Raw genomic sequence first — 16,013 nt, forward strand, 5'->3', positions numbered from 1 at the left:
GGGCGCTCGCTGGTGAGCTGTGGTGCGTGGTGGTGCGTGCTGGTGCGCTCTGGTGTGCGCGGTGCTGGGGCGCGGGGCGGCCCGCCGGGGAGGTGCCCGGCGGGCCGGCCGGCCGGGGCCTAGAGGCCCTTGAGGACGGTCTCGATCTGGCCGAGCACGTCGATCGAGGTGCCGTACCGGTCGCTGGTCGCGTAGGTGACCGGGATGACCTTGTTCGCCTGGACGGCCTTGAGGTTCTTCCAGGACGGCTGCTTGTCGAGGTCCTTGGTGTCCTGCGGGACCTCGCCGGTGGCGGCCGTCCGAGGGACCAGGATGATGTCGGCGTCGGCGAGCACGTCGAGCTTCTCGGTCGAGTAGGTGACCTCGTGCTCCTTGGTGTCGCCGGACGCCTGGGAGAAGGTGGCGCCCACGTCGCTCAGCACCCGGCCGACCCAGGAGCTGCTGGTGTCGACGAGGAACTCGCCGCCGCCGTAGGAGGACGCGATGGTCCACTTGACGGTGTTGAGCTTGCCGGCGTAGTCGGCCTTGATCTTGGCGGCCTTGGTGTCGTAGTCCGACTTCAGCTTCTTGAACTCGGCCTCCTTGCCCACGGCCGTGGCGATCTTCTCCTGGGCGGTGAACAGGTCGACCGGCTTGTCGATGCCGAAGTAGAGGGTCGGCGCGATGCCTTCGAGCTTGCTGACGCCCCAGTCGAAGGCGGTGGCGCCCTCGACCACGATCAGGTCGGGCTTGAGGGAGGCGACCTTCTCGACGTTGATCTCGATGCCCGAGCCGATGGCCTCGATCTTCTTGGCGGCCTCGGTCTGCGAGGGCAGCAGCTCCATCGGGTTGTTGTCGTCGATGGTGCTGGTGCCGACCGGCTGGACGCCGAGGTCGAGCAGCGCGCCGGTGGCGTAGGAGACGGAGACGATCCGCTTGACCCCGGCCGGGACGGTGACCTTGCCGTTGGTCGCCTCGATCACCTGGGCGGCCTTGGCGCCGCCGGACGCACCGGAGGCGGCCTCGCTCCTGCTGTCGCCGTTCGAGCCGCAGGCGGTGAGGCCGAGGGCGGCGGCACCGGCGGCGGCGGCGATTCTCAGACCACGGGACGGCAGGGCACGGGTGTTCATCGTTCTCCTTGGGGGTACTGCGTGGCGTGCGCGGGGGCGCTGGGCGTGCGGCGGGCGGGCGGGGAGGGTGAGCTGCGCGGCCGCCCGCGGGGTCAGGTTGCCGAGAGGTGGGCGGACCACACCCGGACGGTCGGGGCGCCGAGGTCGGCCAGGTCGGCGAAGTCCACCCGGGCGCCCCGGGCGCGCCACTTCTCGACCAGGTGCATCAGGCGCATCGAGTCGAGCCCGAGGTCCCGGAGGTCGTCGTCGTCACCGACCGCCGCCGGCTCCTCGCCGAGGAGTTCGGCGATGTCGGCGCGGACGCTCTCGATGTCCAGGACGGGGGCGGACCCGGACGGGCTGGTGTCGGTCATGGCGTGGTTCTTCGCTTCCAGGTCGAGGGGGAGTTCGCCGGTGCGGCCCGGCAGGCCGGCGGACCGTCAGCCGGTGACGCCGAGGCGGCCGTCCTCGGCCCGCAGCTGGCGGCCGGTGTGGCGCAGCAGCAGCGAGTCGCAGATCTCGCCGGAGCGCACCGCCAGGGTGGAGAGCAGCGACGAGGTGATGCCGTGGGTGTGCTCGGTGCCGCCCTGGAGGTAGATCCCCACCTCGACGTGGTCGTCGGTCAGCACCCGGTGGTCGCGGTCGACCCGGAGGCGGCCGAGCTGGTCGGTGCGGCAGGTCGCGCCGAGGTCGCCGAGGAGGTCCCGGGGGTCGACGTGCTCGTAGCCGGTGGCGAGCACCACCGCGTCCGACTCCAGGGCCGTCGTCTCGCCGGTGGTCAGCGAGCGGACCTCGGCGACGGCGCCGTCGGCCAGCTGCCCGACGCCGGTGAGCCGGGTGGCGTTGAGGATCCGCAGCCGCTCCCGGCCGGCCACCTTCTCCTGGTAGACCGTCCGGTAGAGCTGCTCGATCAGGTCACCGTCGACCACCGAGTAGTTGGTGTTCGCGTGGTAGTCGAGCAGGGTCCGCTTGGCCTCGTCCGGCGCGGCGTAGAACTCGTCCACGGCGGACGGGTCGAAGATCCGGTTGGCGAACGGGCTGTCGTCGGCCGGGCTGTAGCCGTAGCGGGTGAGGACGGCGCAGATCTCCGCCTCGGGGAAGGTCCGGTGCAGGAACTCGACGGCCTCGGCGGCCGACTGGCCGGCGCCGACCACCGTGAAGCGGCGGTGGCGCAGCTCCGCGCGCCGCTCGATCAGGTCGGGGGCGCGGAACAGCAGGTCGCGGGTGTGGATGACGCGGTCCCCGGCGGTGACGCCCTGGGGCATCCGCGGCTTCAGGCCGGTGCCCACCGCGATGTTGCGGGCCAGCCGGACCTCGCGGTCGGCCGGGTCGGTGACCGACCGGGACTCCACCTCGACGACCTCGACCCGGCCGTCCGGGGTGGTCACCGGGCGGACCGCGGTGACCTCGCGGCCGTAGGCCGTCCGACCGGCGAACTCGGCGGCGCACCACTCGAAGTAGTCGTGGAACTCCAGGCGGGTCGGGTAGAAGGACTTCTGGTTGATGAAGTCCGCGAGCCGGCCGCGCTCCTGGAGGTAGGTCAGGAAGGTGAAGCGGCTGCGGGGGTCCCGCATCGTCACGAGGTCCTTGAGGAAGGAGACCTGCATGGTCGCCCCCTCCAGCAGCATCCCGCGGTGCCAGCCGAACGTCGCCTGCTTCTCCAGGAAGCCGACCTTGAGTGCCTGCTGAGGGTCCCGGCGGTTGTGCTCGTCGACGGCGATGGCCAGGGCCAGGTTGGCAGGACCGAAGCCTATGCCGACCAGGTCGTCGGCGCCCTCGCCTCGGTCGATTGCGCCGTTCTCGCTCGACATGATCGATCCTTCCGTTGCTTCTTGCTTCTCGGCCCCGCCGGTGTCCGGTCGACCGCCGCGGCGGCCGTCCGCCGCTCGCCCACTCGCCATAGGTAAGGCTTACCTAAGTTCTATCACTTGATCGGGTGAGTCAAATTCAGATCGCGCCCGAACCGACCATCGCGACCTGCCGACCTTCCGCGCCGGCCGCCTCGTCCCGGCGCACCAGCGGCGCGTCGGGCACCACCTCGGTACCCACCGGCGGCCCGCCGAAGGCCGCCAGCACCCCGTGGCGGACCCGCCCGTCCAGCACCCGCGCACTGCCCACGCCGGCCCGGACGGCCCGCAGGCAGCCCTCCATCTTCGGGACCATGCCACTCGCCAAGTTCGGCAGCAGTTCGGCGAGTTGGGTGGCGGTCAGCGAGGGGACCACCTCCTGCGAGCGCGGCCAGTCGCGATAGAGCCCCGCCACGTCGGTGAGCATCACCAGCAGCTCCGCGCCCAGCGCGGCGGCCACCGCGGCGGCGGCGGTGTCCGCGTTGACGTTGTAGACGTCACCGCCCACGCCGCGCGCGACCGGGGAGATGACCGGGACCCTGCCGTCCGCCAGCAGCGTGCGCACCATCGAGGGGTCGACGGACGCGATGTCACCCACCTGCCCGATGTCCACCCGCTCGCCGTCCACGACGGCGTGCCGCCGGACGGCCGTCATGGTGTGGGCGTCCTCGCCGGTCATGCCGACCGCGAAGGGGCCGTGGCGGTTCACCAGGCCGACCAGCTCGCGCTGCACCTGACCGGCCAGCACCATCCGGACGACGTCCATCGCCTCCGGCGTGGTGACCCGCAGGCCGTTGGTGAAGTGCGACTTGATCCCGAGGCGCCCCAGCTGGGCGCTGATCTGCGGACCGCCGCCGTGCACCACCACCGGCCGGACACCCGCGTAGCGGAGCAGCACGACGTCCTGGGCGAAGGCCGCCTTGAGGCCCTCGTCCACCATCGCGTTCCCGCCGAACTTGATCACGACGATCTTGCCGCGGAACCGCTCCAGCCACGGCAGCGCCGCGAGGGGGCCACCCGTGCGCGAAGTTCCAGCAACCCCGGCGCGACGTGCGCGCCCGGCCAGGCCGTTCTCCACCGATCCCCCTGCGCTCAGGATGCCGCACCGGGATGTGCGGCATTCGCTCCCCTCCACCCCGCCACCCGGCTTCGCGAGTGCCGGGGGGAGTGCGGTTCGGTCGCTCCAGAACCACTTAGGCAAGGGTAACCTTACATTTCTTCACCCTTCCCGTCACCATCCCGTACGAACGTCGCCCGCCCGTGCGAAACCGGGGCGCCCGGAGCACGGTCCGCCCGGACGCTCCACCGCGGCGGCGCGGTCACGGGCGCCAGTAGCCGAGCGCGGGCAACCGCCCCTTTGCGACGGCGAGTTCCCGGCGGGTGAACTGGCCGGCGCCGGGCAACCAGACCCGCACCCCCATGGTCGGACGGACACCGGTGGCCGCGAGCAGCCCGCCGTCCGCGAAGCACACCCGGCGGCAGTTCTCGGTGACGTCCTCGACGCCGGTAGCCGTCAACGCGAAGTCCCTGCCCCGCCTCGGCTTGAGGACGACGCCCTACCAGCCGTGGCCGTGGCCCGCGACAGCCTCCAGCTCCGGCAAGCGTTAGGGAAGGCTAACCTCGCCGTCGGGATGGTGGACGTCGACCCTCCGGCCACCACCCGCCTCCCGGCCGGCCGTCGCCGCAGCTGCGGGACGCCGTTGCCACCGACGACCGGGTCGACCCGGCGTCACCGGCCCTGCCAGGGTCTCGCCGGACTGGATCTGCCCGATCATCAGCTGCTGGTCCTCCGACTGGCAGGCCGACTAGCTCCTCTCCGCCCCGCTCGGGTGTGGTCCGGCCTCCGGGCCGGCCCGCACCCTGTCGAGGAGGCGGTGCGGGCCCGGCGCGCTCGGCCCGTCGCGCCCGTCGGGAGGTCCGGCCGGGCGGCGGCCGGGCCGGGACCACACCTTCGAGTGGCGCGGTCCGGAAACGCCACCGGCCCGGCGGGCCGCGCGGCCATCATCGGTGGACCGACGAACTCCGATGTGACCGGGAGAGCACCGTGCGCGTCCGCACCACCGCCAGTCCCCCTGCCGCCCCGCCGCCGTCGTGCTCCGGCGCGTCCCGCCCGAGCACGGCCCGAACCGGGCTGCCGGTCGGCCGACTTCGCCGCCCCGGGGTCCGCGCCCGGGACGGCGCCGGGCGCGTCGCCGCGATCCCCGGGCAGCCCTGACGGCCCGCTGCCCCGCCGGTCCCCGGCCCACCGCTCCGGTGACGACCGCCGGTCCGACCGGTCCCGGAGCCGCCCACCACCGGCGCGGCCCGCGTCCACCCCCGTCCGCCCTGTCGGCGCACCGCCGCGTCCGGACCGTTCGCCGGCAGGGCCCCGTCAGGAGAGCCGTGAACCCCACCCCCCTGCCCGACCCCGAGCTGGCCCGCTACCTCGTCGCGCACCCCGCACCGGCCGCCTGCGCCGACGCCCTGATCCGCGACCACCTCGGCCGGGTGCTCATCGTGGACCCCGACTACAAGCCGGGCTGGGACCTGCCCGGCGGCATGCTGGAGGACGAGGAGCCCGAACCCGCCCTGGTGCGCGAGCTCCAGGAGGAGCTCGGCCTCGACGCCGAGATCGGCCGCCTGCTCGCCGTCGACACCGCCCCGGCCGAACTGTGGGGCCGGGCGATCATCTCCCTCGTCTACGCCGCCCGCCCGAGGGCGGCGGTGGAAGCGGCCGCGCTGGTGCTGCAGCCCGGCGAGATCCGCGCCGCGAAGTTCGTACCGGAGCGGGAGGCGCTGACGCTGCTCGCGCCGACGGTGGCCCGGCGGTTCGCCGCCGCGGCGGCCGCCGAACGCGGCGCGCACACGGCGGTGCTGCGCGACGGGCACCGCCCGCCGATGCCGCCGCGCGACCACTTCGCCCAGCTGCCGGCGCCGATGGCGGCAGCCACCGTGCTGGTGCGCGACACCGCCGGCCGGGTGCTGGTGCTCGATCCGTCCTACAAGCCGGAGGCCGAGCTGCCGGGCGGCATGGTCGAGGCCTGCGAGTCCCCCGAGCAGGCCGCCGCCCGCGAACTGCGGGAGGAGCTGGCGCTGGACCTCCCGGTCGGGCGGCTCCTGGTGGTGGACACCGCGCCCGCGACGGCCACCGGGCACGGCCGGGCCGTCACCTGCTTCCTGTACGACGCGGCGCCGCTCACGGCCGCGCAGGCGGGCGCGCTGCGGTTCGCCGACGGGGAGGTCCGCGCCGCCTCCTGGCTCGATCCGGGGGAGGCGGTGCGGCAGCTGCCCCGGCACCTGGCCGCGCGGCTGACCGCCGCGCTGCGCGCGCTGGAGGACGGCGGCATCGTCCATCTCAGGGCGGGCGTCCCCGCGACGCCCGCACAGGGCGCCGGTGCGACGGCGGGTGGCCGCGCACCGGCGGCGGCCGCCCGGCAGGATCCGCAGGGCGGTGGCGCGCGACGGTGGCCCGCCGTATGAGTCGACCCGCACCGGGGCGAAGCGCCACGGGGCGGAGCGACGACGGATGGAGCGACGGCAGGAATCGCGGTCGCGGTGAGGGTGGGAGCGGGGTTCGGCCGCCGGGAGTCGTGCGGGCGGCCTCAGGCCTCGGGGAACTGCTCCTCGTGGTCGGCCACCCCGGCGGGTTCCAGGAACGGCGCGCGCTCCACGGGCTGCAGGTGGTGGCGGTCCGTCTGGACGGGAACGGTCGCGGAAGGCTCGGAGAAGGGCTGCCACAAGGGGCGCAAGTCGGCGGTCACGATCACCAGTCTGCCAGTCCCGGGGCCCGCCCGGTGCCCGCCCGCCCACCGACGGCCGGGTCGGCCCCGCGCGACCGTCCCGCGACGGGGTGCGGCGCGGGCGGATCCGGCGGTGAACCGGCCCCGCGGCGGGGGCGGTGACGCTCCCCGCCCCGGTGGGTCCGGGCCGTCCGGGGCGGGTCGGCCGGGCGGCAACCGCCCTGGTAGCGTCGGGCGGCCAGCCAAAATGATCACAGGAAAGGCAGTAGCCGTGCAGGAAGTGACGTGCCACAAGGTCGACGAGGACCGCATCGCCCGGGCCCTCGACGACATCGGTGGACAGTCGTTCAACCGCTGGCACTCGCTCCGCTACGGCTCGCTGTCCATCGGGGGCCTGGTGCGGCTGCAGGGCGAACTCCTCGACCACGTCGGCGCCCGCACCCTGAGCGACCTCGCGCTGACCGGTCCGTCCGGCCGCGACGTCCTGCGGGCGGCCGCCGAGTGCGCACTCGGGGTACTGGCGCTGGGCAGCTTCCCGAACGGCGACTTCGAGGTCCACTTCCCGCTCAACGACCAGACCCTCGACAGCGGGGACTTCGCCTTCGGCGACGCGGTGGACGACGTGTCCACGGCGCGCACCTGGCTCGACACCTTCGCGCTCTGCGTGACCACGGACCTGCTCCACCGGCCGGAGCGGGTGGTCGGCCCCCTGCTCAAGGACTACGCGGCCGCGATCCGCGACGGGGTGCCGTACTCGCCGCTGGAGTCGGTGTCGGACCCCGGCGACCTCGCCGCGATGGACGCGCTGTGCGGGTACCTCGCCGACATGGTCGGCACCTGGCCCGCGACGCGGGTCGCCCCGGAGCCGATCACCAAGCCCGACGCGCAGGCCCGCGCCGAGGCCGCCCGGCGGCTGGACGCGGCCGGTGCCCTCACCCCGGACCAGCGGCTGCTCCGCGTGCTCCTGGACGACGACCGGGCCGCCTTCGAGCACGCCCTGACCGAGCGTCTCCGCCTCCACCGGGACGGCGTGGGACCGGACCCGGAGCCGAGGACCCTGCTGCCGGTCGAGACCGTCGCCCTGGCCGCCCTCGCCGTCCGGGCGCACGGCTGGCAGCTGGAGACCCGCTCCGGCTACCTGCCGGAGGGCCTGCTGGCCGACCCGCAGGAGTAGCCCCGCCCGACGCGCGGTACGGGCCGGCGGGAACTCCCGCGGCTTCCGCCGATTCGCCGAGCGGCGACCGGGTAGGCGCGCGCCGAGAGGAGAGGAGAACTGCGATGCCCCGAGGATCGAGCCCCAAGCGGGAGCGCCAGTACGAGCACATCAAGGAGAGCGTGCTGGAGCGCGGTGAGAGCGAGGACCTGGCGGAGGAGATCGCCGCCCGGACGGTCAACAAGGAGCGGGCCAGACACGGCGAGGCGCGGACCGCCAGCCGGAGTTCCACCCACGACATCTCCTCCGGCCGGCGGGGCGGACTGCGGTCCCACGAGGGCGCCGGGGGCCGCACCTACGACCAGCTGTACAACGAGGCCAAGCACCGCAACATCAAGGGCCGTTCGAAGATGAACAAGCGGGAGCTGGAGCACGCGCTCGACCGCTGACGCCACCCGCCGCACACCCGGAACGAGACCCGCCGCACCCCGCCGCACCCCCGAAGCGAGAGGTGGCCGTGATGACCAGACCGACACCCCCGAACCCGGACACCGAGCCGTTCCCGCACCCGGCCCCCGGGCCGCGCCACCCCGGCGAGGAACCCGTCCCCGTGCCGCCGCCCGTCCCACCGTTCCCCGACCCGGATCCGGCGCCCCCGCCGCAACCCGGACCCGCCGGGGTGTGAGCGGCCCGGGTGGCCGGTCCGGGCGGGCCGATCGCGGGCGATCCGGGGTCACGGCCGGGAGGCACGGGACCGCGGAGAGCGACCGGTGGCGACCGGCCGTGACCGGACTGCCCGGGCGGCGGCCGGGCGGCGGGGTCACACTGGACGTATCCGCCGTCCCCGGGTTTGGAGGCCTCCGTGAGTGAACTCAAGTTCGAGCAGAAGGCCTCGCTGACCCGGCTCGAAGCGGCCGACCGGCTCACCGCGCTCGCCGACGCGCTGCGGCACGGCGCCAGCGCCGAGCTGGACCTCGGCCCCGGCACACTGACCGTGCGCGTCCCCGACGAACTCCAGATCGAGATCGAGGTCGAGGTCGAGGACGGGCAGATCGAGCTTGAGGTCGAGCTCAAGTGGCGGACCGAGTAGGCCGACCCGACAGCGCCACCCCGGGCCTGCCCCACCCCGGTTTCCGGCCGGTCGCCGCCGGGCGCGCGGCCGGGATCCGCGACATCGTGGCACGGTGCCGGCTTCGCCCCGCGGGCGCCGCAGCGGACGGCGGCGAACCCGACCGCGTCTGGTACGCCGCCTACGGCTCGAACATGTGCGCCGAGCGGCTGGCCTGCTACCTTCGCGGCGGCCGGCCGACGGGTGCCGCCCGGACGTACCCCGGCTGCCGCGACGGGCGGCCGCCGGAGCGGGCCGTGCCGGTGACGCTCCCCGGGCAGCTGTACTTCGCGCTGCAGTCGACGGTCTGGGGCGGTGGCACGGCCTTCTACGACCCGGACCGGACCGGTATGGTGCCCGCGCGCGCCTATCTGCTGACCACCGGGCAGTTCAGCGACATCGCCGCCCAGGAGAGGCACCGGCAGCCGGGGGCCGACCTCTCGCCGGCCACCGCCCTGCGCACCGGGCGGGACCGGCTCTGGCCGGGCCGCTACGGGACGCTGGTGTGCCCCGGCTCCCTCGACCACACCCCCGTGCTGACCCTCACCGCCTCCGGCGGCCTGGCCGACGCCGACCTGCGGGCACCCCGCGCCGCCTATCTGCGCACCATCGCCGCCGGACTGGTCCAGGCCCACGGCTGGGACCTCGGACGGATCGCCGAGTACCTCGGCACCCGCCCGGGGGCCGACGCGCAGTGGACCCCCACCGCCCTCCGCCGGGCCCTGGCGGAGACCGCCGGCGACGGCTGAGGACCACACTGCGCTCCCGCCGGACCGCTCCCGAACATACCGGCCGGCCACCCTGTCGCCGCGCAGGAATGACGAACGTCCCTCTGGGGAAGGGGCGTTCATGACGGCGAATGGTTCAGACCATTGACGGCCCGGGGCCACAACTCCTACGGTGGGGACCACACCGACCTGGCGCAGGCATGCCAAGAGATCGACGGCCGCCGCACCCCCACGCGCGCGCCCTGCGTCGGGCGCACACTCCATCCACCCCCACGGAGGAGCACCATGCGCAAACGTCATCTCGCCGTCGTGGCCGCGGCCGCGGTCGCGCTGCCGCTCACGCTGGCCCTGCCGGCGCAGTCGCACGGCTTCATCAACCTGCCGCCCAGCCGGGCGGCCCTGTGCGGCGCGGGCGTCGTCACCAACTGCGGCGACATCCAGTGGGAGCCGCAGAGCGTCGAGGGCCCGAAGGGCTTCCCCAGCCGCGGACCGGCCGACGGCACCATCTGCGCCGGCGCCGACCCGCGCTGGGCGCCGCTCGACGCCCCGCGCAACGGCAACTGGCCGACCACCAACGTGACGGCGGGCCAGCAGCTCACCTTCACCTGGAACATCGAGGCCCGGCACGCCACCACCACGTTCAAGTACTACCTCACCAAGCCCGGTTACGACGCGACCCAGAAGATCACCCGGGCCAACCTGGACCTGACCCCGTTCCTGACCGTCAACTACAACGGGCGCCAGCCCGCCGCCACGACCACCCACACCGGGACCCTTCCCAGCGGCCGCACCGGCCACCAGGTCGTCGTGGCGGTCTGGGAGATCGCCGACACCAACAACTCGTTCTACTCCTGCACCGACGTCAAGTTCTGACCTGACGCCAGTGCCGCACCGACGCCCGTCGGCCCTGCCCGGCACAGCTGTCCGAGACCCGGCCCGGTGCACTCCGTCGCACGGCGGAGTGCACCGGGCCGGGCGACCCGGGGCGGGGCGACGGGCCGGGACCGGGTGCGCGAACCGCCCTCGACCTCGCCCCCGCCGTGCCGAACCGGCGGGTACCCGGGGTGCCGGTGGTGCCACTGGGACGGGTGCGAAGCAGCGCGGCCCGACGGTCCGAAAGAGTCGAACATCTGCGCTGTCGCACCTCTATGGCGGGCCCGAACGAATGGCTAGCATGGGCGGCCCGCACGGGAATCAGCCAAGGTGAATGGGAGGAACCACCCGTGAGTGCACTGGTACTGGACATCCGCGACGCCGGCCTACTGGACATCGACGACGAGGTGATCGCGTTCGAGGACGAGTTCGACGCCGACCTCGCCCCGGCGGCCTGTCTCGCCGACCCGTTCGTCACCTACGTCCCCACCCGCTTCGACTGCGCGGTGGACGCCTGACCCTCGCCGGACACCCGGCCTGCGGGCGGGCGCCGCCCGAACCGCCGTGCGCCGCACGCCCGCAGGCCACCGCACCGGCTCGCACGCCGTACCTTCTCGCACCTGCCCGCCGACAGCCGGCGGGGTACCCGTGCGACCGGACCCCGGGACGTGGTGGACTCGTGCCGTCAGCAGCAGCACCCACCGGCGCGCGGCCGGACCCCGGCGCCGCCGGGGCGCTGCGGGCCCGGATCGCCGCCCTGGTCGCGGCCGCCCCGGGCTCGCGCCGCCAACTGCACTGCGCTGAGGACTGGTTGTATCTGCACGACCCCGACATGCCGGCGCTCCCGCACGGCTGGAAGCTCCATGTGTCGGCGCGCCCCGACCGGTTCCCGCACCTGCTGGACGTGGTGGTCCCGATCCTGCTGCGGCGCACCTGCGACGCCAAGTTCGCCGCCGGCACCGCCGTGCTGCGCGAGCTGAACACCGGACTGCGCGACCCGGCCGCCGTGGGCAAGGCCGTCACGGTCTACCCGTGCCCGGGCGAAGAGGCCGCCCTCGCGGACGAGTTGGCGAACGCGCTGACGGGCTGGACCGGCCCCCGGGTGCCCAGTGACCGGCAGTTGCGGGCCGACGCCCCGGTCTACTACCGGTACGGCCTGTTCCGGGTCGCCGCCGAGGACTCGACGCTCCTCATGACCGGCCCGGCCGGCGAGACCTTTCCCGCCCCGGCCGCCCCCCACTATCGCCAACCACCCTGGGTGAGCGACCCGTTCGCACCGCGCACCGCCCCGCGACCGACGAGCAACCGGATCGGCGACGGCGGCCGCTACCGGATCACCGCCGGCATCACCCGCGCACCGGGCGGCCATGTGTACCGGGCGGTCGACGGGGTCACCGGCCGCGAGGTGGTGGTGAAGCAGGCCCGCGCCTTCGTCGCCGAGGACGCCGCCGGCATCGACGCGCGGGGCAGGCTCCGGCACGAGCGACGGGTCCTGACCGCACTGGCGGGCGTGGGCGGAGTACCGCGCCTGGTCGACTACGTCCGGCACGGCGAGGACGAGTACCTGGTGAGCAGCGCCTGCGGCCGGCGCGACCTGCGTCGCGACGTGCTCGAAGGCGGCCCCTACGAGGCCCGCGCCGCCGGGCCCGGCGGCGCGCACGGGCCGGGCCGCGACTGGTGGTCGCTGGCGCGCGGACTGCTCCGGGCACTGGACGCGGTGCACGCGCGCGGCGTGGTGATGTGCGATCTGAAGCCGGCCAACGTGGTGCTCGACGCGGCGGGCGGGTGCGCGCTGGTCGACTTCGGCATCAGCGCCCTCGACGGCGAACGGCCGGCCGGGGCGACCCGGGGGTACGGACTGCCCGGCCCGGCGACCACGACCGCCCACCCCACCGACGACTACTACGCGTTGGGGACGACGCTGCACTACGCGGCCACCGGTCTCGACCCGGTGGTGATCGACCCGGACCGGGCCACCAACCGCGACCGCACGCTGGCCTGCCTGGCCGGTGCGCTGCCCGACCCGCGGCACCCGGCGGTCGCGCTGGTCGCGGGCCTGCTCGGCTTCGACCCGGCGGAGCGAGCGGCGGCCGCGGACGCCCTGCGCCACCACACCGCGCCGCCCGGCACGGGCCTTGCGGGCACCGTGGGCGAGCGCAGCGACCGCGCTCGGCGCGTTCCCGCGCCGCCGCGTCCGCCCCGGGTGACCGCCGAACTGCTCGGCGAGGTCGTCGACCACACCGTCACCACCTGCGTGCGGCTGGCCGGCGAGCTGGTCACCGCCGATGCGCGGAGCAGGGAGCCGCGCGCCCTGCTCTCCTTCTACGACGGCAGCGCCGGGCTCGGTCTCGAACTGCTGCAGCACGCCGACCGCCCCGACGCCCGGGCGGCCGCCACCGCGCTGGCCCGGTGGACGGCGGCACACCCCGCGATCGACCGGCTCGGCCCCGGCCTGTACGAGGGCCGCACCGGGGTCGACCTCTTCCTCGCCCGGGCGGCCGACGTGCTGGGCACCGAGGAGCCGCTCGGCGCCGATCCCGGTCCGGGTGACGTCCGCTCCACGGACCAGATCTCCGGCGCGGCCGGCCTCGGAACCGGCCGGCTGCTGCTGGCCGGGCGAGCACGCGCCGCGGGTCGCGAAGCCGAGGCCGAGCAGCACCTCGCGACGGCCCGGGCCTGCGCCCGGCTGCTCACCGACGGCCGGGCCGACGGGCCCCGGGAGACGCCGAACCCGGGGACCGCCGCACTCGAAGAAGGCTTCGCGCACGGCCGCGCCGGAGTCGCCCACTTCCTCCTCGGCCTGTCCGCCGCGTCCGCCAGAGCTGCCACAACCACCGCTCCGGCCAGCCACCTTGACCTCGCCCAGAGCGCCCACAGCACCGAAGACGTCGAGGCGGCCGCTGCGGCGCGCCGTCTGGTGGACGCCCTCGCCGAGGACGTCCCCCGGCTCGTGGTGGCCGCCGGCCGGCCCGGGGCCACCCGCCGGTACGGGTCCTGGTGCCGGGGTCTGGCCGGCATCGGCACGACGCTCGTCCAGGCGGGCCGGTACTACGGCGCGGACGAGTTCCTCACCCGGGCCGCCGACGCCGCCCGGGCCTGTCGCGAGTCGGCCCCGAGGACGGCACCCGTCGTCCAGTGCTGCGGGCTCGCGGGCGCCGGGGAGTTGCTGATCGACCTGGCGCTGGCCACCGGGGACGAGCGGAACTGGGAGGCCGCCGAGGAGATCGCCGGGCTGGTCCTGGCCCGCAGCGGCGGCCGCGCGGGCCGACCGGTGTTCCCGGCCACCGATCCCACCGTCGAGTCCGCCGCCTGGGCGGTCGGCACCAGCGGTGTGCTCTCCTTCCTGCGCCGGCTCCACCGCCGGGGCGGCCCCCGGCTCGGCATGCTGCTCCAGCCCTGAACTCCCGGGCGCCGCAGGGGCGACAGGGCCTGGATCGTTACCGGGCCGGACCGGGAACGACACTCGGCACCAGCGGCGCCACCGGCCCGCCGGGGCACCCCGGAACCCCCCTCGGTAGGGCCCGTACCACCCCGCCGGAGCTCCGCCCGCCGTCCGCAACCCTTGCGCGCACCACGCCGTGCAACAGTCGCGGCCGGCTGTTACCCAGCCGATGGACAGCCGTGACACGACCTCCCGGGGACCGCGACAAGGCCCTCCTACTGTCGGTCGGGACGCGCCGACCACACGGTCGGCGCACCGCGACAAGGAGAGACGCCCGTATGTCGAAGCACCGCTCCACCCGCACCACCAACTCGACCGCCCGTCGGGCCCTGGCGGGCTGCACCATCGCGGGGGCGGCCCTGTTCGCCACCGTCTCCGGCGGCCAGGCCTGGGCCGACGGGGTCCGGACCCCGTCCCCCACCGCCCCGGCCGTCGACCACCCCGACCAGCCCGCCGCGGCGCCCTCGGCACCCGCCGCAAAGCCCAGCCAGCCCGCGCGTCCCGCCCCGGCCGTCTCCCAGCCGGCGGCCGCCAACGGTGCCGCCCAGCCCGCCCCGGCCGCGCCGTCCGCCAAGGGCGCCCAGCCCGCCCCGGCCGCCCCCGCCGCGCCGACCGTCACCCCCAGCGGCGCGGCGCAGCCCAGCCGCGGCCCCGTCCCGCAGGACAACTCCCGCGCCGACCAGCCGCAGGTCAAGTCGGTGCCCCAGGGCGCCGCCCAGGCCGGCGACGGCAGCGGGGCCCTCGACGACGCCGGCACCAAGCTGGTCGGCGGCAGCGCCGCGGCCGCCGTCGGTGCGGGCGCGCTGGGCTTCGCGCTGCTGCGCCGCCGGTCCGGTGCGCGCGGCTGACGACGGTTCCGGGCACTCCGACGGCTCCGCGGCGGCAGCCGCTCCCGACGGGTCCCCCGTCGCCCGGCCCGCGTACGGCGACGTACGCGGGCCGGGCGACGGTCCCGGCCGGGCCGGAGCCGGGCCCGGAACCGATCACCAGGCGCAGCCGGCCCCCGACCCGGGCCGGGAGCGGGCGCCGGGCAGCGGCCCGGGCAACGGCTCGGACACCGGCTCGGACACCGGGCCGACCACCCGCCGGGCCCGGCGCGACGCGACCCGGTGGTCCGGCGGCCGGCGGCCCCGCCGGACCGGCTGTGCCGGGTCGGTCGGCGTTCGCCGGGCCGCGCTCGGCGCGGGCGGCGTGCTCTGCCTCGTCCTCGGCGCCTCCGTCGCGCTGTCGGGCACGCAGACCCCGGTGGTGCGCATCCAGCCCTCCGTGAACCGGGCGGACCCCGCCGTCCCGGCCGCCGACCGGGCGGGCGGGCCGGCCACCGGACCGGCCGCGGCGAGCGGGGCGGCCACCCCGGCGCCGCGGCCCTTCGCCGCGTCGGCTCCGACCCGGCTGGTCGTCCCCTCGGCCGGGGTGGACGCGCCGGTCTCCGGGCTGGGTCTGAACCCGGACGGCACGGTCGAAGTCCCGTCCGCCGACCGGGCCGACGAGGTCGGCTGGTACCGCAACGGACCGACCCCCGGGGAGACCGGCCCGGCCGTCCTGATCGGCCACTACGACACCGTGCACGGCCCGGCCGTCTTCGCCGGTCTGCCGAAGCTCCGCCCGGGCGACCTCGTCCAGGTGCGGCGCGCCGACGGCAGCACCGTGGAGTTCAGGGTCCGCTCCCTGCTCCAGGCCGGCAAGGACCGGTTCCCGACCGAGACGGTCTACGGCAACACCAGCGCGCCGGAGCTCCGGCTGATCACCTGCGGGGGGCGGATCGGTTCGGACGGCCACTGGACGGACAACATCATCGTCCTGGCCGACCTGGTCCCCCCGGGCGCCCCGGCGAGCTGACCGGGCGAACCGGCCGGCCGGCCCGACCAAGGGACCGGACCGAACGAACGGACCGGACCGAACGAACCGACCGGGCGAACCGACCGGCCCCGGCCGGGGGGGGGGGGCCGGGCGCCCCCCGCGGGCCCGCGGCGCCCCCGCCGCCGGGGTTCCCCGCCCGTGGGGGGGTGCGCGGCGGGGGGGCACCACACCGTCACGGTAGGCGCACAAAAAACA

General features: G+C 75.5%; 16 protein-coding genes. 10 read left to right on the plus strand and 6 right to left on the minus strand.

The window, feature by feature from the left end; translation table 11 throughout:
• Window positions 1-119 precede the first annotated feature (119 nt).
• The 5 genes from ACZ34W_RS35630 to ACZ34W_RS35650 all read right to left on the minus strand — a co-directional run bounded on the left by ACZ34W_RS35630 (window position 120) and on the right by ACZ34W_RS35650 (window position 4,452).
• Window positions 120-1,109: an ABC transporter substrate-binding protein gene (locus tag ACZ34W_RS35630; protein ID WP_465610204.1), complete on the minus strand. Its 990-nt coding sequence runs from the start codon at window positions 1,107-1,109 to the stop codon at window positions 120-122.
• A gap of 92 nt (window positions 1,110-1,201) precedes the next feature.
• Window positions 1,202-1,462, minus strand: coding sequence for a phosphopantetheine-binding protein (locus ACZ34W_RS35635; RefSeq protein WP_465610206.1), 261 nt, complete (start codon window positions 1,460-1,462; stop codon window positions 1,202-1,204).
• A 66-nt stretch (window positions 1,463-1,528) separates the two neighbouring features.
• Complete coding sequence (locus ACZ34W_RS35640) at window positions 1,529-2,899, minus strand: lysine N(6)-hydroxylase/L-ornithine N(5)-oxygenase family protein (RefSeq protein WP_465610208.1); 1,371 nt, start codon at window positions 2,897-2,899, stop codon at window positions 1,529-1,531.
• 136 nt (window positions 2,900-3,035) lie between these two features.
• Window positions 3,036-4,001, minus strand: a complete 966-nt coding sequence (gene argB / locus ACZ34W_RS35645) for an acetylglutamate kinase (RefSeq protein WP_465610225.1) — start codon at window positions 3,999-4,001, stop codon at window positions 3,036-3,038.
• A 253-nt stretch (window positions 4,002-4,254) separates the two neighbouring features.
• Entirely contained in the window at window positions 4,255-4,452 is a 198-nt protein-coding gene (locus ACZ34W_RS35650; protein WP_465610210.1) for a hypothetical protein, read from the minus strand.
• A gap of 865 nt (window positions 4,453-5,317) precedes the next feature.
• Between ACZ34W_RS35650 and ACZ34W_RS35655 the strand changes: the two genes are divergently transcribed.
• The gene (locus tag ACZ34W_RS35655) at window positions 5,318-6,394 is read left to right on the plus strand and encodes an NUDIX domain-containing protein (protein WP_465610212.1); all 1,077 of its coding nucleotides are present in this window, start codon (window positions 5,318-5,320) and stop codon (window positions 6,392-6,394) included.
• Window positions 6,395-6,516: 122 nt separating this feature from the next.
• On the opposite strand, the gene ACZ34W_RS35660 is transcribed toward ACZ34W_RS35655, so the two are convergent.
• Window positions 6,517-6,675 (minus strand): hypothetical protein, encoded by a 159-nt coding sequence (locus ACZ34W_RS35660; RefSeq protein WP_329491513.1) that lies wholly within the window; start codon window positions 6,673-6,675, stop codon window positions 6,517-6,519.
• A gap of 250 nt (window positions 6,676-6,925) precedes the next feature.
• Between ACZ34W_RS35660 and ACZ34W_RS35665 the strand changes: the two genes are divergently transcribed.
• From ACZ34W_RS35665 to ACZ34W_RS35705, 9 genes are all read left to right on the plus strand, one after another.
• Window positions 6,926-7,828: an immunity 49 family protein gene (locus tag ACZ34W_RS35665; RefSeq protein ID WP_465610214.1), complete on the plus strand. Its 903-nt coding sequence runs from the start codon at window positions 6,926-6,928 to the stop codon at window positions 7,826-7,828.
• Between the two features lie 104 nt (window positions 7,829-7,932).
• On the plus strand, window positions 7,933-8,256 hold the full coding sequence (locus ACZ34W_RS35670) for a plasmid stabilization protein (RefSeq protein ID WP_329491511.1): 324 nt from the start codon (window positions 7,933-7,935) through the stop codon (window positions 8,254-8,256).
• A 413-nt stretch (window positions 8,257-8,669) separates the two neighbouring features.
• Window positions 8,670-8,897, plus strand: a complete 228-nt coding sequence (locus tag ACZ34W_RS35675) for an amphi-Trp domain-containing protein (RefSeq protein ID WP_329491510.1) — start codon at window positions 8,670-8,672, stop codon at window positions 8,895-8,897.
• Window positions 8,882-9,664 (plus strand): histone deacetylase, encoded by a 783-nt coding sequence (locus ACZ34W_RS35680; RefSeq protein WP_465610217.1) that lies wholly within the window; start codon window positions 8,882-8,884, stop codon window positions 9,662-9,664. Before ACZ34W_RS35675 ends, ACZ34W_RS35680 begins: the two co-directional genes overlap by 16 nt.
• Window positions 9,665-9,928: 264 nt before the next feature.
• Window positions 9,929-10,516, plus strand: a complete 588-nt coding sequence (locus ACZ34W_RS35685; protein WP_329491508.1) for a lytic polysaccharide monooxygenase auxiliary activity family 9 protein — start codon at window positions 9,929-9,931, stop codon at window positions 10,514-10,516.
• Window positions 10,517-10,866: 350 nt separating this feature from the next.
• Window positions 10,867-11,034 (plus strand): SflA family class IV lanthipeptide, encoded by a 168-nt coding sequence (locus tag ACZ34W_RS35690; protein WP_329491507.1) that lies wholly within the window; start codon window positions 10,867-10,869, stop codon window positions 11,032-11,034.
• Between the two features lie 161 nt (window positions 11,035-11,195).
• On the plus strand, window positions 11,196-13,916 hold the full coding sequence (lanL, locus tag ACZ34W_RS35695) for a class IV lanthionine synthetase LanL (protein WP_465610219.1): 2,721 nt from the start codon (window positions 11,196-11,198) through the stop codon (window positions 13,914-13,916).
• A 320-nt stretch (window positions 13,917-14,236) separates the two neighbouring features.
• Window positions 14,237-14,806, plus strand: a complete 570-nt coding sequence (locus tag ACZ34W_RS35700) for a hypothetical protein (protein ID WP_465610221.1) — start codon at window positions 14,237-14,239, stop codon at window positions 14,804-14,806.
• A complete protein-coding gene (locus ACZ34W_RS35705; RefSeq protein ID WP_465610223.1) occupies window positions 14,793-15,797 on the plus strand; it encodes a class F sortase in 1,005 nt (334 codons plus the stop codon). Before ACZ34W_RS35700 ends, ACZ34W_RS35705 begins: the two co-directional genes overlap by 14 nt.
• Window positions 15,798-16,013 lie beyond the last annotated feature (216 nt).

It is taken from the genome of Kitasatospora sp. NPDC022856, assembly GCF_055561235.1.